Genomic DNA, 22114 nt, shown 5'->3' with positions numbered 1-22114 from the left:
AATAAAAAACGTTTATTTATTTAGCGAGTTACAAATTTTCTGGTTGATGGCTTTGATTTTGGGCTCGTCTACTTTGATAACTTTCCGGTCATAAGTAACCAGACCGTTCACTTCTTCTTCCACATCGGTAATTTGTGTGTATACAGCAGCAGAGAATCCTTTCTCAATCAGTTCCAGTAAGTGGTCTGCATATTTGATGTATTCATTAGTCACTTCTTCCGGTGTATTGAACTTCACATAGCCCCAGTTCTTGTCTGCCAGCCACAGATGTCCTTTCAGTGCCATACCTATACCGCCATATTCGCCCAGTACGGTAGCACGTGTCGGATCATAAAGGTAGAGGTTCGGTCCGGGATAATTGTGCAGGTCGAGAATATCACCACAAGTATAGTGATTACCGCCACTGGCAGGATTTACCAGACGGCTGGGGTCATATTCTTTAGTCCATGCAGCGATTTCGGGTGTTTTGAATTGTCCCCATGCTTCGTTGAAAGGTACCCATACACCGATGCTGGGATAAGAATACAAGTAGTCGATAATTTCTTTCCACTCTTTGCGATAGTTGGCTTCTGATTTGGCAGAACGGATGGCGTCTGCGCCGTCATAATATTTGTGCATTTGCCATTCAGCGGGGCCACGGCCACCATTCGGCATGTCTTGCCATACGATCAGTCCGAGTTGGTCACAATATGTATACCAGCGTGCAGGTTCTACTTTCACATGTTTGCGCACCATATTGTAGCCGAAGTCTTTAATCTTTTTCAAGTCATATACCAGTGCTTCATCTGTCGGAGCTGTGTATAGACCGTCAGGCCACCATCCCTGGTCGAGCGGACCAAATTGGAAGTAGTCTTTGTTGTTCAGTTGCAGGCGCGTAATACCATTCTTGTCTTTGTGAGTTGAGAATTTACGGAGAGCAGTATAGCTCTTCACTTGGTCTATAGCTTTGCCGTCCTTATACAGGGTGACTTCCATATCATAGAGTGAAGGAGATTCGGGTGACCATAGTTTGACATCTTCCGGCATCGTTAATTCTACCGGTACACCATTGAGCGCTGCTCCTTTGGCTACCAGGTTTTTGCCGTCGAACACTTTCACTTCTACTTTGTCCGGAGAGCATACATTAGTAGCTACTTCCACTTTGACTGTTTTCTTGTCGATATCCGGAGTTGTTTTCAGATGGGCGATGTGCTGTGCAGCTACCGGTTCCAACCATACAGTCTGCCAGATACCTGTGACTGGTGTATACCAGATTCCTTCCGGTCTTTCTACCTGTTTTCCTCTCGGCTGTTCGCCACGGTCGGCGGGGTCCCATACTTTCACAACCAATTGGTTATTGCCTTTATTCAGTGCGGAAGTAATATCAAAGTAGAATGGAGTGAAACCTCCCGTATGTTCTCCTACTTTTACGTCGTTTACCCAAACGTCGGCTTTCCAGTCTACAGCTCCGAAGTGCAGTAATATTTGTTTGCCTTTCCAGGACGAGGGTACGTCAAATGTGCGTTGATACCATAATTCCTGGTGTTCGTTAATCCTTTTACCTACTCCGGATAAAGAAGATTCTACTGCGAAAGGAACCAATATTTCTCCTTGATAATTGCCTGGAGCAGCTTCTCCTTTTTTAGTAATCGCATAATTCCAGCTACCATTCAGGTTTTTCCATTCATGGCGTTCCATGATGGGGCGTGGATATTCCGGTAATACGTTTTTAGGATTCAACTGCTCACCCCACGGAGTCTTTATCTTATCACCGGCGGGCTTCCATTGAGCGAATGTCGGGCTGCAAAGAGCCAATGCGAATAGCACTGCTAGAAAATTCTTTTTCATGGTAATTCTTTTTATATGTATTAAATAGAAGAAATCAGTCTTATCGTAAGGGATATTGCAAAGAAAAGCCAATCAGAGGAAAATGAAGGAAATTTGCTGTTCAATAAATGATAAATGCTCGTCAATTTATTATGAAAAATAGCTTTTTCTGTAATAATGGTCAGTTTTTATCCTTAGTTGGATAATGTTTTTAAGTAAGGAAGAGCCTTCGGATGTTATTGGTGATTTGCAAAAGAGTGAAGAGATGCGGAACTTTGAATGAATCAGTTGTCGGGCTTTTCAGACTTGGACGGGTTTCTTTAGCGTTTTTTATTTTGATAGAGATATATGTGGGCATTTATGTATAAAATGGTTGTTTTTTATCCTTAATTGAATAGTTAGTGGCATCTATTGCCGAAGATAATTCCGACTTTTGGGGTGAGAACAGTTGTATGCTATAGTCACATTTCTTATTTGATAGTAGTTTCCAAAAGTTTCAAAGGCGTGAAACTTTTGGTTTCACGCCTTGAAACTATTAGTTTCATTACTTGAAACCATTAGTTTCACCGCATGAAACTAAAGTTCCACCCGCTTGAAACCATCGGCTTCGGTATAGAGTCTGGTGACTATATACGATGAAGGAGAAATGATAGCTACTGATTGTAGGCGGTGAAAGATGAAAGATAAAAATGTGTTTTTTGTCTATGGAGTTTATGGTTATCACCTTAAATGGTTCCATATAACTATCATCTCCAAGAACCTGATAAATGAACTGAAAAACAACTATAACAAACTTTATCAATGAGAATTCTTTTTTTATTAGTGATATTGTCGGTAGCTTCTGCTTTGCAATCGCAGGTAGTTGTAAAAGAGAATATGATTCAGAGTAAGTCTGCTTTTCCTTTGGTGACTTCCAATACGAAAGCAGCAGTGGTTTATGATGCCGATGACTATCTGGTGGTACAGAAGACAGCGGAACTTTTTGTTGCGGATGTCGAATCAGTGACCGGGAAACAGTTGCGGCTGACGGATACGGTGAAAGGCGACAAAGAGATTATTGTGGTGGGTACGATTGAGAAAAACCGACTGATCCGCCAGTTGGCAGAGAAGGGAAAATTAGATATCTCTCCTCTGGAAGGAGCATGGGAACGTTATTTGATTCAGACCGTTTCCCGCCCATTTCCCGGAGTCAGCAAGGCGCTGGTGATAGCGGGAAGTGACAGGCGCGGGGCAGCGTATGGGCTTTTCTCTCTTTCGGAGATGATGGGAGTATCGCCCTGGTACTGGTGGGCCGACGTTCCGGCGAAGAAGCATAAGACGCTTTATGTTGACGCCCCGGCCACCCTGTCCAAAACTCCTTCGGTGAAGTACAGAGGAATCTTTCTGAATGACGAAGACTGGGGACTGAAACCTTGGGCTGCCAAGACATTCGAAAAAGAAAGAGGAAATATCGGTCCGCGTACTTATGCCAAAATATGCGAACTGTTGCTGAGGCTGAAAGCGAATCATCTCGCACCGGCTATGCATCCTGTTTCTACCGCGTTCTATAAGATACCGGAAAATAAACTGGTAGCTGATACCTTTGCCATCGTTATGGGCTCCAGCCACTGTGAACCGTTATTGCTGAACACCGCCAGCGAATGGGATAGCAAGACGATGGGCCCTTGGGATTATAACAAGAACAAAGATAAAATCAACGAGGTCCTGAGCAACCGTGTGAAAGAGAACTGTGCTTATGAGAATGTATATACACTGGCTTTAAGAGGTTTGCACGATGCGGCTATGGGAGGCGGAGATGTACCGATGCGGGAAAAGGTGAAGATGCTGGAAAGTGCATTGAATGCTCAGAGAGACATTATTGCCCGGCATATTGACAAACCGGTAGAGACTATCCCGCAGGCGTTTACCCCTTATAAGGAAGTGCTGGAAATCTACTCGAACGGATTGGAACTGCCGGACGATGTTACGATTATCTGGGCAGACGATAATTTCGGATACATGAAACGGCTGAGTGGTCCGCATGAACAAAAGCGTTCCGGACGTGCAGGTGTTTACTATCATATATCCTATTTGGGTGTGCCTCATAGCTATCTGTGGTACAGTACTACTCCGCCGGCTTTGATGTACGAAGAACTCCGTAAGGCGTATGATACGACTGCCGACCGTGTTTGGCTGGCGAATTGCGGAGACTTGAAAGGAGCTGAAACGCAAATCTCCCTCTTTCTCGATATGGCTTATGATATCGATCAGTTTAATGCCGGCAACGTCGCTACTTATCCGGCACGTTGGCTGGCTAAGATGTTCGGTGAGCAGTACTACGACTTGTTTCAGGACATAACTTGTTCTCATATCAATCTGGCTTTCTCCAGAAAACCGGAGTACATGGGCTGGGGATACTGGAATAATTATTGGGGAGGCGGAGAGAAGCGCACGGATACCGAGTTCTCTTTTGCAAACTATAATGAAGCGGAAAGACGCCTGACCGAGTATAGCCGTATTGGAAAAAAGGCGGAGAATCTATTGGCTGCGTTGGATGAAGAGAGCCGGCCGGCTTTCTATCAATTGCTCTATTATCCGGTGAAGGGGGCCGAACTGATGAATCACATGACTATAAAAGGACAATTTTACCGCCAGTATGTCCGTCAGCAACGTGCTGCTGCCGACCGGCTTAAAGCACAGGTAAAATGTTATCATGATAGTCTGGAGATCATAACCGATGGATATAACTCTCTGCTGGATGGAAAGTGGAAGTACATGATGTCGTTAAAGCAAAACTATGATGGTACGAGTTCTTACTTCATGATTCCATTGATGGAAGAAGAATATACGCCTGTTGGTGCTCCCAGGCTGGCTGTTCAGGCAGAAAGCGAGAATCTGGATAAAGGCGGAATGAGTTTTCATGCACTGCCGGTGTTCAGCACTTATGCACGTAAGAGCTACTGGATAGACATATACAATCAGGGAACCGGAGAGCTAAACTGGAGTGTGGCCCCTTCGGATGACTGGATACTGATCTCTCAAAAGAGCGGGAAGACCTCTACCGAAAACCGTATCCATATTTCTGTCAACTGGGATAAAGTGCCGGTGGGAGAGAAGGTAAAAGGGCAGATTGACATAACCTCCGGTAATCAGAAAGAGAGTGTGCTGGTATCTGTATTCAATCCGGAGTCTCCTGCACGCGATGAACTGCAAGGATTGTATGTAGAGGAAAATGGCTATATCTCTATCCCGGCTGCCGACTTCCACCGGAAGTTTGAAAGTAATGATATCCAAATGAATATTCTGGCGGGGCTTGGCTTTGAAGGACGTTCTTTGCAGTTGGGAAATCCGACGGCACCTTTACAGATGTATCGTGCCGGTGATGTACCCAGAGTGGAATATGACTTCTATACGTTCAACGCCGGAATCTATGATGTGTATACGTATGTCCTGCCGACATTCCCCTTGCATGCCGAACGGGACTATAAATTGCCGGAACATACGAACTCGGATACGAAGTATAGTGTCCGTATAGATGACGGATCTATTTCTACTCCTTCTACTTCGGCTATCGAGTATTCTCAAATCTGGTATGATAGCGTATTGAAGAATTGCAGGGTAAATAAGTCTACTCTGTATGTGAAGAAGCCCGGCAGGCACACTTTGCAGATACGCTGTGGTGACCCGGGCGTCGTTATTCAAAAGATCGTCATTGACTTGGGAGGGCTGAAGCGTTCCTATCTCGGTCCTCAGAGTACAATCTGTAATTAGTCTTGTTTCTGATTCATAGGGGAGCCGGATGGTTTGGCCATCGGCTCCTCTTTCTTTTGAGGAGTTCCCAATACAGGCATTCCGTTCTGATCCCAGTCTATCTTCTGTAAGCGGGGAGAGCGGGAGTCGGATGCGCCCGGCGCATCATTCGGTATTTGGCGGGCATGATAGAGCATGTACCATTCTTTTCCGTCCGGTGAAGGCGTGAAGGATATCCCACCGGGGCCGTATACATCGTTTTCAGGTTCTTGCTGTAATACCGGAACCGGAGATTTCTTCCAGGATGCAGAATCAAGTGAGTTGGCTTTTGCATCTGCTGTCAGCAGTCCTACGCAGTAGTAAGGAGTCCAACTGCCACTGGCGGAGTAGAAGATGTATAACTTGTCTTTATTCTTCGATTCAAAATATTGAGGTGCCTCGTTTACATGTATCGGATAAGCTGTTTTACTGCCATCCGGATTCACCCATTGGCATTCCCATTCGTATTCCGGTTTGGAGATTAGTACTCTGTCGGAGGATAGTGTCCATGGATTCTCCATGGTGGCAATGTAGATGCATTGTGTTTCGCTGTCAATTCGGCGCTTTTGCCATCCGCACCATATCATATAGCGTTGTCCGTCGTGTTCAAAAGTACTGGCATGAATCGCCCAGTTGTTGCCTTTGTCCGTCTGTATGCGTCCTTTCATCACGAAGGCTCCTTCCATAGGATTGGCAGCCTCATTCTCGACAACGTAGATCTGGTGATTGTCCATATTGCCGTCGTCAGCGGCGAAATAGATGTACCATTTATTGTCTATCCGATGGATTTCGGGTGCCCAGAGATGATAAGAGTTGCTGGGATCATTGGGTATCCATACCTCTTTCTGAGTAGCATGTGAGAGGTCGGTTATGTCATTGGTTTCCCAAAGTATAATCTTGTTTTCTGAGCCTTGTGTATAATAATATTTCCCTTCATGATAAATGGCCCATGGTTCAGCTCCGTATTCAAGCAGCGGATTCGTGTAGGTGTTTTCGGTGGGTACGGTTTCTTTGTCTGTTGCAGCCTTCTTATGCCGGCAAGATGCACAGATCAATAGGATTACGGATAATAAAAACAGTTTGCTTCTCATGGTACTTTTTCATTGATAACGATAATGCAAAGTAAGCACAAAATATTGATAATTCATGCAAATTAAGGCAGATTGGTCAGATTTTGTTGTTAAATGAGCTATAATTTCTAAAACCTTTCCCTGTTTTTTCTCATCTTTGCGAAGTGAACTTTTAAATAGATAATATATGAAACTTAGACATCTCTTTCTTTTCTGTGTAATTTGCTGTTCTGTATCTATATTTGCCCAAAACAAAAGTAAGCTTCCTAAAACGAGTGGTAATCCTATCTTCGAAGGTTGGTACGCCGATCCGGAGGGAATTGTATTTGGAGACGAATACTGGATTTATCCTACCTATTCTGCTCCTTATGATGACCAGATATTCATGGATGCTTTTTCATCAAAAGATCTGGTGAACTGGACCAAACATCCGAGAGTCCTCTCAAAAGAAAATATCAGCTGGCTCAGACGTGCCTTGTGGGCTCCCGCAGTTATCCATGCGAATGATAAATATTATTTCTTTTTCGGTGCCAATGATATCCAGAATAATAATGAATTAGGCGGAATAGGTGTTGCTGTAGCCGACAATCCCGCAGGACCTTTTAAGGATGCACTGGGAAAACCGCTGATTGATAAAATTGTGAATGGTGCCCAACCGATCGACCAGTTTGTGTTCAAGGATGATGATGGCCAATATTATATGTATTATGGTGGCTGGGGCCATTGTAATATGGTGAAGATGGCTCCGGATTTGTTGAGTATCGTGCCTTTTGAGGATGGTACCATCTATAAGGAAGTGACTCCGGAAAACTACGTAGAAGGTCCGTTTATGTTGAAGCGTAAGGGAAAATATTATTTTATGTGGTCGGAAGGTGGCTGGGGAGGTCCGGACTACCGTGTGGCTTATGCCATTGCGGATTCTCCTTTCGGGCCGTTTAAAAGAATCGGTACAATCTTGCAACAGGATGCCAACGTGGCGACAGCTGCCGGTCATCATTCGGTAGTCAAAGGTGCGGGAGAGGATGAATGGTATATAATTTATCACCGTCGTCCATTGGGAGAAACCGCAGCGAATAGTCGTGCGACTTGCATCGATCGTATGTATTTTGATAAGGAAGGCAAGATTGAGCCCATCAGAATGACTTTTGAAGGAGTAGGAGCCAGTCCGTTGTCATGGGATGATTCTGAAAACAAGTCCAAACGGGGTACATACAGCAATCCGGTGATTAATTACAGTTTGCCGGACCCTAGCATTATTGAAGGAGAAGATGGATATTTCTATTTGTATGCGACTGAAAATATAAGAAACTTGCCGATCCATCGTTCCAAAGACTTGGTTCATTGGAATTTTGTAGGTACTGCCTTTACAGATAAAACCCGTCCTGCTTTCGAACCTAAAGGAGGACTCTGGGCGCCGGACATTAATAAGATTGGAGATAAATATGTCATGTATTACTCTATGTCTACATGGGGAGGCGAATGGACGTGTGGTATAGGTATTGCCACTGCCGATAAACCGGAAGGTCCGTTTACCGATCTGGGTAAATTATTCCGGAGTAATGAAATCAAGATCCAGAACTGTATCGACCCTTTTTATATCGAAGACAATGGAAAGAAATACCTTTTCTGGGGTAGCTTTCATGGAATCTATGGTACGGAACTGACAGAAGATGGTCTCTCTTTGAAGAAAGACGCGCCGATTGTGCAGATTGCCGGTGATGCCTATGAAGGTACTTATATTCATAAACGGGACGGTTATTATTATTTGTTTGCCTCTATCGGTCGCTGCTGTGAAGGCTTGAAGAGTACATATACCACCGTAGTGGGACGTTCGAAGAATCTGTTCGGACCCTATGTGGATAAGAAAGGTCTCTCCATGTCAGATAATCATCATGAGATCTTGATTCAGAAAAGCAAGGAATTCGTCGGTCCCGGTCATAATTCGGAACTGGTGACAGATAAAAAAGGGAACGATTGGATGTTCTATCATGCGGTAAGTGTTGCTAATCCGGAAGGACGTGTATTGATGATGGACCGGGTTCAATGGAAAGGTGGCTGGCCGTTTGTCAAAGGCACTTCTCCTTCGTTGAAAGCTGCCGCTCCGAAATTCTGAAAATGATTAAATAAGTATACGCTGAAGAATAGTGGATTCCCCTTAGTCAGGAAACTGATTAAGGGGAATTTTGTATCTGTGTTTATGATGGCATGGATTCAAAGGCTGTTTTGGTCTGTATTTGTTCTTTATTGAATAGAGATTTTTGTTCTTTTCCGTCTATTTCTGCAATCTTTGTAACTGGAAAAATACTAAAACTTATCAACTATCATGAAAAGCAAAATTCTTTTGGCGGTAACTTTACTGCTGGCGATATCAACTACTACTGTATGGGCGGCTGATAGCTCAGAAAAAACGAACCAGAAGACAGGAGCCTATACCAATGAAGATGTGTGGGCGGCATACGAAGGATTTAACAACACACTACTTGATCCTGATAAATATATCTATAAAACGACTTCGGCCTATGAACATGCGGTAGACCGTGGGCACGGCGCAGCTGCTATCTGGTGCCAGCCTATTTACTGGGATATGTCAATGAACGCTTACAAACTGGCCAAGGCCCAAAAAGACAAAAAGAAAAGAGCCTATTACAAAGAACTCTGCGAGAAGATATTCGCAGGAAATAAAGCTCAGTATTGTCAGTTCGATTTCGATAATAATAATGAAAACACCGGATGGTTTATCTACGATGATATCATGTGGTGGACCATTTCTCTGGCACGTGCATACGAGCTGTTTGGTGTAGACGAATATCTGAAACTGTCGGAAGAGAGCTTCAGCCGTGTATGGTACGGTTCTAAGAAGGTAGGCGATACCGGATCATACGACGAAGAAAACGGAGGAATGTTCTGGCAATGGCAACCGATTCATAATCCCAAACCGAACAGACCGGGTGATGGAAAGATGGCTTGCATCAATTTCCCTACAGTGGTAGCAGCCCTTACACTTTACAATAATGTTCCGAAGAAAAGAAAAGAACCGACTGAGGAGTCACCTAAGTATCAGACAAGAGAGCAATATTTGGCTAAAGGAAAGGAGATTTATGAATGGGGAGTAGAGAATCTGTTGGATAAGAAAACAGGACGAATAGCTGACAGCCGTCATGGCGACAGTACTCCTGCGTGGAAAGCGCATGTATATAATCAAGCCACCTTTATCGGCTCTTCCGTATTGCTCTATAAGGCAACCGGGGAAAAACGTTATCTGGATAACGCTATTCTGGCAGCGGATTATACGGTCAATGAAATGTCTGCCAAACATGGCTTGCTGCCTTTTGAAAGTGGAATTGAACAAGGTATCTATACAGCGATTTTTGCGGAATACATAGCTATGCTGGTATACGACTGCGGACAAACGCAATATATCCCGTTCCTGAAACGTAATATCGAAGCCGGCTGGGCAAACAGAGATAAGACACGGGATGTATGTGGCGGAGAATATGAGAAAGTATTGCCGGCAGGTGCTGAGATAGACAGCTATTCAGCTTCCGGCATACCGGCATTGATGCTCTTGTTCCCTGCAGATAAATAATCCGGCAGGAAGCGGTAACCGGCCAGATATGGAAATGAAAATACACCAGAATATCATGAACAATAAACATCTGCTGATTGCTCTTGGCTTGCTTTTAGCCTGCAATCATGCTACTTATGCACAAAAAGGAAAAAGCAAAGAAGCTAAGACCACGTTTCAGACCGCTGAACCCTGGAAACCCGAAACAGACGTACGCGCCGATGCCACTATGGTATATGGCACGCTGGATAAGCCCGGAGTGACTTTTGAACAACGCATTCAGTCATGGAGAGATAAAGGGTATCTGACGGAGTTTATGACCGGAGTTGCCTGGGGCGACTATAAGGACTATTTTCTGGGAAAGTGGGACGGAGTAGACGGGCATCTGAAAGAAGGACAGCGCGACCGCAATGGAAATGAGATCGCTCACGGCCATCTGATTCCCTATATCGTACCTACCGAGAGTTTTATCCGCTATATGCAGGAAACACAAATCAAACGAGTCATTGATGCCGGAATCACCTCCATCTATCTGGAGGAACCGGAGTTCTGGATGCGTGGCGGATACAGCGAAGCTTTCCAATCCGAATGGCAGAAATATTATAATTTCCCCTGGAGACCTCAGCACGAATCTCCTGAGAATACCTATCTTTCCAACAAACTGAAATATCATCTGTATTATAATGCGCTGGACAAGATTTTCACCTATGCAAAAGAGTACGGAAAGTCGAAAGGACTGGATATCAAGTGTTATGTGCCGACTCATTCTTTGATTAACTATACGTCCTGGCAGATTGTAAGTCCGGAAGCCAGCCTGGCTTCATTGGATTGCGTAGATGGCTATATCGCACAGGTGTGGACCGGAACTGCCCGTGAACCGAATTACTATAACGGCGTACAGAAAGAACGTGTATTCGAGAATGCATTTTTGGAATATGGATGTATGAAGTCGATGACTGCGCCGCTGAACCGGAAAATGTATTTCCTGACTGACCCCATTGAAGACCGTGCAAAAGACTGGCTGGACTATAAAATTAATTATCAGGCAACCTTCGCTGCACAGTTAATGTATCCCATGGTAGATACTTATGAAGTAATGCCTTGGCCGGACCGTATTTATCAGGGACTGTACCGGATAGCGGGAACGGATCAGAAAGAGCGTATTCCCCGATCTTACTCTACCCAGATGCAGACAATGGTGAATACACTGAATGATATCCGTACTTCTGATAAAAAGATCACAGGTACGCATGGCATCGGTGTACTGATGGCAAACTCACTGATGTTCCAGCGCTTCCCGAACCATAACGGATATGACGACCCGCAGTTTTCCAGCTTCTACGGACAAACTTTGCCTCTGTTGAAACGCGGTATTCCGGTAGAATTGGTACACATGGAAAATACTCCTTTTAAAGAAACCTTCAAAGGGCTTCACATACTTGTCATGTCTTATTCAAATATGAAACCGATGGAGCCGGAATATCACAACTATCTGGCTGATTGGGTGAAGAAAGGCGGAGTACTTATCTATTGCGGAGAAGATGTCGACCCTTATCAAACAGTATTGGAATGGTGGAATACAGAAGGGAATGAATATAAAGCCCCTTCGGAACACCTGTTCGAGCAGATGAATCTGTCCCGTAATCCGGGTGAAGGGACTTACCATTATGGTAAAGGAACAGTGATCGTTATGCGTGAAGACCCGAAACATTTTGTGTTGAAAGCCGGAAACGATCAGAAGTATTTTGAAGCGATCGCATCCGCTTACCGGAAAAAGCTTGGTAAAGCAATTGAGACTAAAAATAACTTCATTGTAGAACGTGGACCGTATACCATTGCTGCCGTCATGGACGAAAGCGTTTCTGAAGAGCCTCTGACTTTATCCGGATTATATATCGACCTGTTCGATAAAGACCTGCCTGTACTGACATCCAAACAGATTCAGCCGGGCGAACAAGGGTATCTTTATGATCTGAACAAGGTGTCCGGCAAAGTAAAGGCCAAAGTGCTTTGCGGAGCCTCTCGTATCTATGATGAGAAAGTGGGAAAACGGAGCTACTCTTTTGTAGCCAAAAGTCCGATAAACACGACTAACGTATCAAGAGTACTCTTGCCTTGTAAACCGGAGAAAGTACAGGTAAACGGGAAAGAGGAACAGCCGGAGTGGGATGAATCCTCAAAAACTCTTCTGTTGAGTTTCGAGAATGATCCGGCTGGTGTGAATGTGTCAATAGTATGGTAAATAGATAAAATAAAACAGGTAATTAAATTATGAAACAACAACTGATGACGCTGTTGCTGGGAGCAGCCTCTGTATTATGTAGCTGTGAGACCCAGATGGAACAGCATGTGAAGAGCGAGTTGCGTGCTCCGGCTTATCCACTGGTGAGCATAGACCCGTATACCAGTGCCTGGTCTTTCACGGATAACTTATATGATGGTTCGGTAAAGCACTGGAGCGGTAAAGATTTCCCTTTGATAGGGGTGGTTAAAGTCGACGGACAGACTTACCGCTTTATGGGAACAGAAGAACTGGAACTGAGACCTTTGGTCAAAACCTCCGAACAAGGTGACTGGACAGGAAAATATACAACTCAGAAACCTGCCGACGGATGGCAGAATATCGGCTTCAATGATGCTGCCTGGAAAGAAGGTCAGGGTGCCTTCGGAACAATGGAGAATGAACATGTAGCCAAAACACAGTGGGGAGAAGAATTTATCTGGGTACGCCGCACGGCTGATATTCAGGAAGACCTGACTGGTAAGAACATATATCTGGAATATTCTCATGATGATGATGTGATTATTTACATCAATGGCATCAAGGTGGTAGATACAGGAAACGCTTGTAAGAAACATGTACAGGTGAAACTGTCAGAAGAAGTGGTTGCTTCTTTGAAACAGGGAGAAAATCTGATTGCCGCTTATTGCCACAATCGCGGAGCGAACGGATTGCTGGATTTTGGTTTGTTGATTGAACTTGACAACAACCGTTATTTCGAGCAGACCGCCCAGCAGACTTCTGTAGATGTACAACCCATGCAGACTTATTATAACTTTACTTGTGGTCCGGTAGATCTGAATCTGAAATTTACAGCTCCTCTGTTTATGGATAATCTGGACTTGATGTCACGTCCTGTCAACTATATCTCGTATGAAGTTACTGCTAATGATGGACAGGCGCATCAGGTCGAACTCTACTTCGAAGTTGCTCCTCAATGGGCGCTCGACCTGCCTCATCAGGAATCCGTAGCCGACAGCTTTACCGATGGTGACCTGTTGTTCCTGCGTACCGGAAGTCGCAATCAGGATATTCTGAAGAAGAAAGGTGACGATGTCCGTATCGACTGGGGACATTTCTATCTTGCTGCTGAAAAAGAAAACAGTACCTATGCTATCGGTGATGGAAAGAAACTTCGCAAGAGCTTTATGGAGAACAAGCTGGAAGCTCCAGCTACCAACGGTTATGACAAACTTGCTTTGGTACGCTCGCTGGGTGAAACGAAGAAATCGAATGGACACCTGTTGATTGGTTATGACGATATCTACTCTATCCAATATTTTGGTGAAAACCTCCGTCCTTACTGGAATCGTACGGGTAGCGAGACAATCGTGTCACAATTCCAGAAAGCAGAACAGGAATACAAAACTCAAATGAAGAATTGTGCTGCTTTTGATAACAAACTGATGGCAGAGGCAGAAGCTGCCGGCGGACGTAAGTATGCCGAACTTTGTGCGCTGGCCTATCGTCAGGCATTGGCTGCTCATAAGCTGGTACAGGCTCCGAACGGCGACCTGGTATTCCTTTCTAAAGAAAACTTCAGTAACGGTTCTATCGGTACAGTCGACCTGACCTACCCGGGAGCTCCGCTGCTCTTGCTCTATAACCCGGAACTGGTAAAAGCTACCATGAACCATATCTTCTACTACAGCGAAAGCGGAAAATGGGACAAACCGTTTGCTGCTCATGATATAGGTACTTATCCGTTGGCAAACGGCCAGACTTACGGCGGCGATATGCCAATTGAAGAATCGGGTAATATGGTTGTATTGGCTGGAGTGATTGCTGCTGTAGAAGGAAATGCCGACTACGCACAGAAACATTGGGAAACGCTGACTACCTGGACAGATTACCTGGTAGAATACGGTCTCGATCCGGAAAACCAACTTTGTACCGATGACTTTGCCGGACACTTTGCTCACAATGCCAACCTTTCTATCAAGGCTATCATGGGTATTGCTTCTTATGGCTATCTGGCAGATATGTTAGGCAAGAAAGAAGTAGCCGAGAAATACACTCGGAAAGCGAAGGAAATGGCTGCCGAATGGGTGAAAATGGCAGATGACGGTGACCATTACCGTCTGACATTTGACAAGCCGGGAACTTGGAGCCAGAAGTATAACCTGGTGTGGGACAAGCTGATGAATTTGCAGATTTTCCCGGAAAAAGTTGCTGAGACAGAAATTGCTTATTATCTTACGAAGCAAAATAAATATGGCCTTCCGTTGGATAACCGTGAGACTTATACCAAGACCGACTGGATTATGTGGACTGCTACTATGGCACCGGATAAAGCTACTTTCGAGAAGTTTATCGAACCGGTATATCTGTTTATGAACGAGACAACGACCCGCGTTCCGATGTCCGACTGGATATTTACGGATAATCCGATTCAGAGAGGTTTCCAGGCGCGTTCCGTAGTTGGCGGCTATTTTATAAAGATGCTTGAAAATAAACTAACTAAATAAAACAAGAACACCATGAAAAAACTCGCTCTATTAGCTTTTACTTTATTGAGTGCGTGGAATATGGATGCTAAAACGATTACCGGACCGGTGGACTATGTCAGTCCACTGGTAGGTACTCAGTCTAAGCACGCCTTATCTACGGGAAACACTTATCCCGCTATCGCCCTTCCCTGGGGGATGAACTTCTGGGTTCCTCAAACCGGTAAGATGGGAGACGGATGGACCTATACGTACGATGCTGATAAAATCAGAGGATTTAAACAGACACACCAGCCCAGCCCCTGGATTAATGACTATGGTCAGTTTGCCATCATGCCGATAACCGGCAAGGTGGTCTTTGATCAGGATCAGCGTGCCAGCTGGTTCTCTCACAAGGCTGAGACGGCTACTCCGTATTACTATAAAGTATACCTTGCCGATCATGATGTTGTCACTGAGATAGCTCCTACAGAGAGAGCTGCCGCTTTCCGTTTTACATTTCCCGATAATGATTCTTATGTCGTTGTAGATGCTTTTGATAACGGTTCGTTTGTAAAAGTCATCCCTTCGGAAAATAAGATAATCGGCTACACAACGAAGAATAGCGGCGGAGTTCCGGAAAACTTTAAGAACTATTTTGTTCTGCAATTCGACAAGCCGTTTACTTATACGGCAGCCGTTGCCAATGGCAATATCGATACAAATAAGCTGGAAGCAAAAGACAAGCATGCCGGTGCAGTGATTGGTTTCAAAACCAACAAAGGCGAACAGGTGAATGTACGTGTAGCTTCTTCTTTCATCAGCCCCGAACAAGCGGAACTGAATCTGAAAGAACTGGGCAGCGGTAATGTAGACCAGATTGCAGCCAAAGGACGTAAAGTGTGGAATGATGTTTTGGGACGCATCGAAGTGGAAGATGACGATATCGACCATTTGCGTACTTTCTACTCCTGCCTGTATCGTTCGGTACTTTTCCCCAGAAGCTTCTACGAAATAGATGCGAAAGGTGATATCGTTCATTACAGCCCTTATAATGGCGAAGTACTTCCCGGTTATATGTTTACCGACACCGGTTTCTGGGATACTTTCCGTTGCCTTTTCCCTTTCCTGAACCTGATGTATCCGTCTATGAACACGAAGATGCAGGAAGGACTGGTCAATACCTACAAGGAAAGCGGCTTCCTGCCTGAGTGGGCAAGCCCGGGACACAGAGGCTGTATGGTGGGTAATAATTCGGCTTCCGTAGTTGCCGATGCTTATCTGAAAGGTCTGAAAGGATATGATATCGAAACGTTGTGGGAAGCTGTGAAGCACGGAGCTAACGCAGTACATCCGCAAGTGTCTTCTACCGGACGTCTGGGATATGACTATTACAATAAACTGGGCTATGTTCCTTATAACGTAGGTATCAATGAGAATGCAGCCCGTACGCTGGAGTACGCTTACAATGACTGGTGTATCTATCAGCTGGGTAAAGCTTTGAACAAGCCTAAAAAGGAAATAGAGATCTTCGCCAAGCGTGCCATGAACTATAAGAATCTGTATGATCCCGAACATAAACTGATGCGTGGCAAGAATGAAGATGGTAAGTTCCAGTCTCCGTTCAATCCGTTGAAGTGGGGCGATGCTTTCACAGAAGGAAACAGCTGGCATTACACTTGGTCTGTCTTCCACGATCCTCAGGGACTGATTGATCTGATGGGCGGAAAAGACGGCTTCAACCAGATGATGGATTCTGTATTTATCCTGCCTCCTGTCTTTGACGACAGCTATTATGGCGGTGTGATTCATGAAATCCGTGAAATGCAGATTATGAATATGGGTAACTATGCACATGGCAACCAGCCTATCCAGCACATGTTGTATATGTACAACTACTCCGGCCAGCCGTGGAAAGCACAGCACTGGATTCGTGAGGTGATGGATAAACTGTATACTCCTGCTCCTGACGGTTACTGTGGTGATGAAGACAACGGTCAGACTTCTGCCTGGTATGTGTTCTCTTCCATGGGCTTCTATCCGGTATGTCCGGGTACGGATGAGTATATCCTCGGTACTCCTTACTTCAAGCAGATGAAGCTGCATCTGGAGAATGGAAAGACAATAACCATTTCAGCTCCTGAAAACGGAGACGACAAACGTTATATATCTTCCATGACTCTGAACGGTAAAGAACATACGAAGAACTACCTGACTCATGAGGAACTGATGAATGGCGCTTCCATCACTTTCAAGATGGCTGCCCAACCGAATGAACAGCGTGGTACAAAAGAGGCTGATCTCCCTTATTCTTTCTCCAACGAATTTAAAAAGAAAAAGTAATTTATGAAGAAGCAAGTAAAATATATCAGTGCAGGTATGCTGGCAGGCATGCTCCTTTGCGGTGGCCAGATGCAGGCTGCAAATACGATGTCCGAAATGTATGTATGTGTGACGGATGCTATTCAGAAAGACAACCGTCCGGAAGTTTCCAAGCGTCTTTTCCGTTCGAATGCGGTAGAGAAAGAAATCCTCCGCGTGCAGAAACTTCTGAAAAACGAGAAACTGGCGTGGATGTTCACCAACTGTTTCCCTAATACCATTGATACTACGGTACATTTCCGCAAAGGCGAAGACGGAAAACCGGATACATTTGTTTACACCGGAGATATCCATGCGATGTGGCTTCGTGACTCGGGCGCACAGGTATGGCCGTATGTTCAGCTGGCAAACTCTGATCCGGAACTGAAAGAGATGCTGGCAGGGGTGATCCTTCGTCAGTTCAAATGTATCAATATCGACCCTTATGCCAATGCGTTTAATGATGGTGCCGTTGAAGACAATCACTGGATGAGCGACCTGACTGATATGAAACCGGAACTGCACGAACGTAAATGGGAAATCGATTCACTTTGCTACCCGTTGCGTCTGGCTTATCACTATTGGAAAACAACCGGAGATGCCAGCATCTTCTCAGAAGAATGGATTCAGGCTATCACTAATGTACTGAAAACATTTAAGGAACAACAACGCAAAGACGGAGTGGGTCCGTATAAGTTCCAGCGTAAGACAGAACGCGCGTTGGATACCTTGAATAATGACGGACTTGGAGCACCGGTAAAACCTGTCGGACTGATCGTGTCCTGCTTCCGTCCTTCGGATGATGCAACGACTCTTCAATATCTGGTACCTTCCAATTTCTTTGCCGTATCTTCATTGCGCAAAGCTGCTGAAATCCTTGAAAAGGTGAATAAGAAGACTACTTTGGCTAAGGAATGTAAAGACCTGGCACAGGAAGTAGAGACAGCATTGAAGAAATATGCGGTATACAATCACCCTAAATACGGTAAGATTTATGCATTCGAGGTAGACGGTTTCGGCAATCACTTCCTGATGGACGATGCCAATGTGCCGAGTCTGCTTGCGATGCCTTATCTGGGCGATGTGAATGTGAATGATCCTATTTATCAGAATACCCGTAAGTTCGTGTGGAGCGAGGACAATCCTTACTTCTTCAAGGGCAAGGCAGGCGAAGGTATTGGCGGACCGCATATCGGTTATAATATGGTATGGCCGATGAGTATCATGATGAAAGCTTTCACCAGCAAGGATGATGCGGAAATCAAAACTTGTATCAAAATGCTGATGGATACGGATGCAGGAACAGGCTTTATGCACGAATCTTTCCACAAAGACGATCCGAAGAATTTCACCCGTGCGTGGTTTGCCTGGCAGAATACGCTTTTCGGCGAACTGATTCTTAAATTGGTCAATGAAGGTAAAGTAGATTTGCTGAATAGTATAAAGTAGAAAACAAGGTAGGCACAGATTACACGGATTACGCGGATTTTTATCTGGTATAGAGTCTTAAACCGTGTTATCCGTGTAATCCGTGCCTGAAAAAAGTAATAATATGAAAAAGTTATGTGTATGGGCAGTTGCCGCCCTGTTAATGGCAGCTTGTACACCGAAAGCCGAGAAAGCAACGGATTCCGGTTTATTGCAAAGTAACTTCCAGATGGAAGTAAATGGAAAGAAAACTGATTTGTATACCTTGCGCAACAAGAACAACATGGAAGTTTGCATTACGAACTTCGGTGGCCGTATTGTTTCTGTGATGGTACCCGACAAAGACGGACAGATGCGTGATGTAGTGCTCGGCTTCGATTCTATTCAGGATTATGTCAGCAAGCCTTCGGACTTTGGAGCAAGCATCGGTCGTTATGCCAACCGTATCAATCAAGGTAAATTCACATTGGACGGTACAGAGTATCAGTTGCCTCAGAATAATTACGGTCATTGTCTGCATGGCGGTCCGCAAGGATTCCAATACCGGGTGTTTGATGCAGTACAGCCCAATCCGCAAGAACTGGAATTGACTTATGTGGCAGAAGATGGTGAAGAAGGTTTCCCGGGCAATATCACTTGTAAGGTGCTGATGAAACTGACGGACGATAACGCTATCGACATCCGCTACGAAGCGGAAACCGACAAGCCGACTATTGTGAACATGACCAACCACTCTTATTTCAACCTTGATGGAGATGCAGCCCGCAATGAGGCACATCTGCTGACAATTGATGCAGACTACTATACTCCGGTAGACAGCACCTTCATGACTACCGGCGAAATAGCTCCGGTTGAAGGAACTCCGATGGACTTCCGTACTCCGACTCCGGTAGGTGCACGCATCAATGACTACGATTTCGTACAGTTGAAGAATGGTAATGGTTACGACCATAACTGGGTATTGAATACCAAGGGCGACGTTACCCGTAAATGTGCTACTCTCGAATCACCGCTGACAGGTATCGTGCTCGATGTATATACCAACGAGCCTGGTATCCAGGTATATGCAGGAAACTTCCTCGATGGTTCACTGACCGGAAAGAAAGGCATTACTTACAACCAGCGTGCTTCCGTATGTCTCGAAACTCAGAAATATCCGGATACCCCGAACAAGCCGGAATGGCCTTCGGCAGTACTTCGTCCGGGCGAGAAATATATGAGCCAGTGTATCTTTAAGTTCTCTGTAAACAAGAATTAAAAGATCATTTCTTTATTATTTCAAAGTGAATCGCCGGTGAAGATTGCTTCTCCTGCGGTTCACTTGAGTTTTTTTATCCAAAAGGAGAACACTATGAAAAATAGCACAATCAGACGATACACCTTTCTTTTACTGACCTTATGTACTGTTGCGTCAGTTGCGCAAAATACAAAGTATGTCAACCTGTTTATCGGTACTTCCGGTGATAACGGGCAGGTAGCTCCGGGTGCTGCTGCTCCTTTCGGAATGGTTTGTGTGTGTCCGGATAACGATCCGCGCAGCCATGCCGGTTATGATTACGCCGTGACTAAGGTCTCCGGTATCTCTGTCAACCGCCTTTCCGGAGTGGGATGTAGTGGAGGGGGAGGAAATCTGCGCATTCGTCCGGTAGCTCCTTCACAGGAGTTGCATATGAAGAAGAATCACGAGAAAGCAACTCCCGGTTATTATTCGACAGCCTTTACCAATGGCATCAAGACAGAGCTGACTGCGACTCATGCGATGGCGGTGGAACGTTATAAGTTTCCCCGAAGCATTTCCGCTGCTCTTTGGGTGGACTTCGCCTCTACGTTTGAAGACGTGGCTACCTGTCAGTATAAACGTGTATCGGATACCTGCATTGAAGGCTATGTACAGGCAAAGAATGTCTGCGGACATGGACGCTACAAACTTTATTTCTCCTTAAACACCGACCAGCCTTTCCAACTGGAGGAACAGAAAGAGACGACTGCCTGCCTTACTTTTGGCAAGAAGGTACGTGCGGTGGAAGTACGTATCGGACTTTCCGCACTCAGTTCCGAATTGGCTAGCTGGGAATGTGCCCGCTGGGAAAAGATGGACTTTGCCGAACTGAAATCACAGACCGGCAACCAATGGGAGAAACAACTTTCCGCCATCGACGTGAAAGGCGGAAAGAAAGACGATAAGGTAATCTTCTATACATCACTCTACCGTGCTTATCTGAGTCCGGCTGATGTGAGTTCTCCCGATGGAGCTTATCTGGGTACGGATGGGAAAGTATATATATCAGAAGATTTCCGCTATTACAGCAACTGGTCGTTATGGGATACCTTCCGCACTAAATTTCCTCTGTTGGTGCTGACCGAACCTGCGAGAATGCGGGATATGGCAACCTCTCTGATTCATCTGTATGCAACGGGAAAGAAAGACTGGTCCACCGGATTCGAATCCACCCCGACAGTGCGCACCGAACATGCTGTGATTCTCTTGCTGGATGCCTACCGGAAAGGAATCACAACCCTTGATTTCCGCAAAGGCTATGCAGGTATGAAGGAGGAAATGGAACGGCTGCCCATGCGTTCGCCCGATCAGAAGATGGAATCGGCTTATGATTTATGGGCCATGGCTCAGATCGCCGAAATCATCGGTGAAAAGGCAGATTCTGAACAATATAGACAACGCTCGGTCTCTCTCTTCGAGGAAACCTGGAAGAAGGAATTTATGAATGTCACTCCTGCTTTTGAAGTGATGAAGAATAACGGACTCTATCAGGGAACCCGCTGGCAATACAGATGGGCAGCTCCGCAATACATCGATAAAATGATAGAGTGGGTGGGACAAGACTCTCTCCGTTCGCAGCTCACCTATTTCTTCGATCATCACCTCTATAATCAGGGAAACGAACCGGATATTCATGTCCCTTATCTGTTCAACCGGCTAGGAGCACCGGAGAAGACCCAACAGATAGTGCGAAGCCTGATGACTGAGCCGATGATCCATAAATATGGAGGAAACTCGGAATTTAAGACTCCTTATCTGGGCAAAGCATTCAAAAACGATCCGGAAGGGTATAGCCCCGAAATGGATGAAGACGACGGTACGATGAGTGCCTGGTACGTGTTTGGTGCAATGGGCTTCTACCCTCTGCTTGTGGGAGACGAATACTATGATCTGACCTCTCCGCTTTTTGATAGGGTACTGTTGCGGTTGGCGAATGGGAATACACTTACCATTCAGACAGAAGGACGAAAAAAGAAAGACGCACCGATCAAAAGTATCCATTTCAACGGAAAAAAGATTGATGACTACCGTATATCTCACAATGAACTGATAAAAGGCGGAGAGTTGATTTTTAATTATAAATAAACCGAATTTAAATAAGGCTGACTCTTTAGTCAGCCCAAAAAATAT

Annotated in this window: 11 protein-coding genes and 1 pseudogene; 10 read left to right on the top strand and 2 right to left on the bottom strand. The window is 45.1% G+C overall.

The annotated features are described in order from the left end of the window. Nucleotides 1–12: 12 nt before the first annotated feature. Nucleotides 13–1827: a glycoside hydrolase family 2 protein gene (locus BLW31_RS19980; protein WP_010536226.1), complete on the bottom strand. Its 1815-nt coding sequence runs from the start codon at nt 1825–1827 to the stop codon at nt 13–15. Nucleotides 1828–2607: 780 nt separating this feature from the next. Between BLW31_RS19980 and BLW31_RS19975 the strand changes: the two genes are divergently transcribed. Next, complete coding sequence (locus BLW31_RS19975; RefSeq protein ID WP_010536227.1) at nt 2608–5556, top strand: glycosyl hydrolase 115 family protein; 2949 nt, start codon at nt 2608–2610, stop codon at nt 5554–5556. On the opposite strand, the gene BLW31_RS19970 is transcribed toward BLW31_RS19975, so the two are convergent. After that, nucleotides 5553–6665 carry a glycoside hydrolase family 43 protein gene (locus tag BLW31_RS19970; RefSeq protein ID WP_010536228.1) on the bottom strand — a complete coding sequence of 371 codons (1113 nt, stop codon included), beginning with the start codon at nt 6663–6665 and terminating at the stop codon, nt 5553–5555. The genes BLW31_RS19975 and BLW31_RS19970 overlap by 4 nt on opposite strands. A 166-nt stretch (nt 6666–6831) precedes the next feature. Here BLW31_RS19970 and BLW31_RS24930 point away from each other — a divergent pair. The 9 genes and pseudogenes from BLW31_RS24930 to BLW31_RS19930 all read left to right on the top strand — a co-directional run. Continuing rightward, nucleotides 6832–7815 (top strand): annotated as a pseudogene (locus BLW31_RS24930) (glycoside hydrolase family 43 protein); the annotation flags it as partial. Further along, on the top strand, nt 7813–8757 hold the full coding sequence (locus tag BLW31_RS24925) for a family 43 glycosylhydrolase (RefSeq protein ID WP_229112917.1): 945 nt from the start codon (nt 7813–7815) through the stop codon (nt 8755–8757). The pseudogene BLW31_RS24930 and the gene BLW31_RS24925, both read left to right, overlap by 3 nt. A gap of 210 nt (nt 8758–8967) precedes the next feature. Beyond that, nucleotides 8968–10230 carry a glycoside hydrolase family 76 protein gene (locus tag BLW31_RS19960; RefSeq protein WP_010536230.1) on the top strand — a complete coding sequence of 421 codons (1263 nt, stop codon included), beginning with the start codon at nt 8968–8970 and terminating at the stop codon, nt 10228–10230. Nucleotides 10231–10285: 55 nt separating this feature from the next. Then, a complete protein-coding gene (locus BLW31_RS19955) occupies nt 10286–12451 on the top strand; it encodes a hypothetical protein (protein ID WP_029425222.1) in 2166 nt (721 codons plus the stop codon). A 29-nt stretch (nt 12452–12480) separates the two neighbouring features. Beyond that, nucleotides 12481–14958, top strand: a complete 2478-nt coding sequence (locus tag BLW31_RS19950; protein ID WP_010536232.1) for a glutaminase domain-containing protein — start codon at nt 12481–12483, stop codon at nt 14956–14958. 12 nt (nt 14959–14970) lie between these two features. Then, nucleotides 14971–17259, top strand: coding sequence for a GH92 family glycosyl hydrolase (locus BLW31_RS19945; RefSeq protein ID WP_010536233.1), 2289 nt, complete (start codon nt 14971–14973; stop codon nt 17257–17259). A 3-nt stretch (nt 17260–17262) separates the two neighbouring features. After that, nucleotides 17263–18726, top strand: coding sequence for a glycoside hydrolase family 125 protein (locus BLW31_RS19940; protein WP_010536234.1), 1464 nt, complete (start codon nt 17263–17265; stop codon nt 18724–18726). Between the two features lie 103 nt (nt 18727–18829). After that, nucleotides 18830–19963: an aldose epimerase family protein gene (locus BLW31_RS19935; protein ID WP_010536235.1), complete on the top strand. Its 1134-nt coding sequence runs from the start codon at nt 18830–18832 to the stop codon at nt 19961–19963. Nucleotides 19964–20056: 93 nt separating this feature from the next. Further along, nucleotides 20057–22069, top strand: a complete 2013-nt coding sequence (locus BLW31_RS19930) for a GH92 family glycosyl hydrolase (RefSeq protein WP_010536236.1) — start codon at nt 20057–20059, stop codon at nt 22067–22069. The last annotated feature ends 45 nt before the right edge of the window (nt 22070–22114 follow it).

This window comes from Bacteroides faecis MAJ27 (assembly GCF_900106755.1).
Classification (GTDB): domain Bacteria; phylum Bacteroidota; class Bacteroidia; order Bacteroidales; family Bacteroidaceae; genus Bacteroides; species Bacteroides faecis.
This window is presented reverse-complemented; position numbering and strand designations above follow the sequence as displayed.

What these genes read in the sequence shown, in the direction of transcription:
- BLW31_RS19980 (WP_010536226.1), bottom strand. Translation starts at nt 1,827, where the DNA reads ATGAAAAAGAATTTTCTAGCAGTGCTATTCGCATTGGCTCTTTGCAGC.
- BLW31_RS19975 (WP_010536227.1), top strand. Translation starts at nt 2,608, where the DNA reads ATGAGAATTCTTTTTTTATTAGTGATATTGTCGGTAGCTTCTGCTTTG.
- BLW31_RS19970 (WP_010536228.1), bottom strand. Translation starts at nt 6,665, where the DNA reads ATGAGAAGCAAACTGTTTTTATTATCCGTAATCCTATTGATCTGTGCA.
- BLW31_RS19960 (WP_010536230.1), top strand. Translation starts at nt 8,968, where the DNA reads ATGAAAAGCAAAATTCTTTTGGCGGTAACTTTACTGCTGGCGATATCA.
- BLW31_RS19955 (WP_029425222.1), top strand. Translation starts at nt 10,286, where the DNA reads ATGAACAATAAACATCTGCTGATTGCTCTTGGCTTGCTTTTAGCCTGC.
- BLW31_RS19950 (WP_010536232.1), top strand. Translation starts at nt 12,481, where the DNA reads ATGAAACAACAACTGATGACGCTGTTGCTGGGAGCAGCCTCTGTATTA.
- BLW31_RS19945 (WP_010536233.1), top strand. Translation starts at nt 14,971, where the DNA reads ATGAAAAAACTCGCTCTATTAGCTTTTACTTTATTGAGTGCGTGGAAT.
- BLW31_RS19940 (WP_010536234.1), top strand. Translation starts at nt 17,263, where the DNA reads ATGAAGAAGCAAGTAAAATATATCAGTGCAGGTATGCTGGCAGGCATG.
- BLW31_RS19935 (WP_010536235.1), top strand. Translation starts at nt 18,830, where the DNA reads ATGAAAAAGTTATGTGTATGGGCAGTTGCCGCCCTGTTAATGGCAGCT.
- BLW31_RS19930 (WP_010536236.1), top strand. Translation starts at nt 20,057, where the DNA reads ATGAAAAATAGCACAATCAGACGATACACCTTTCTTTTACTGACCTTA.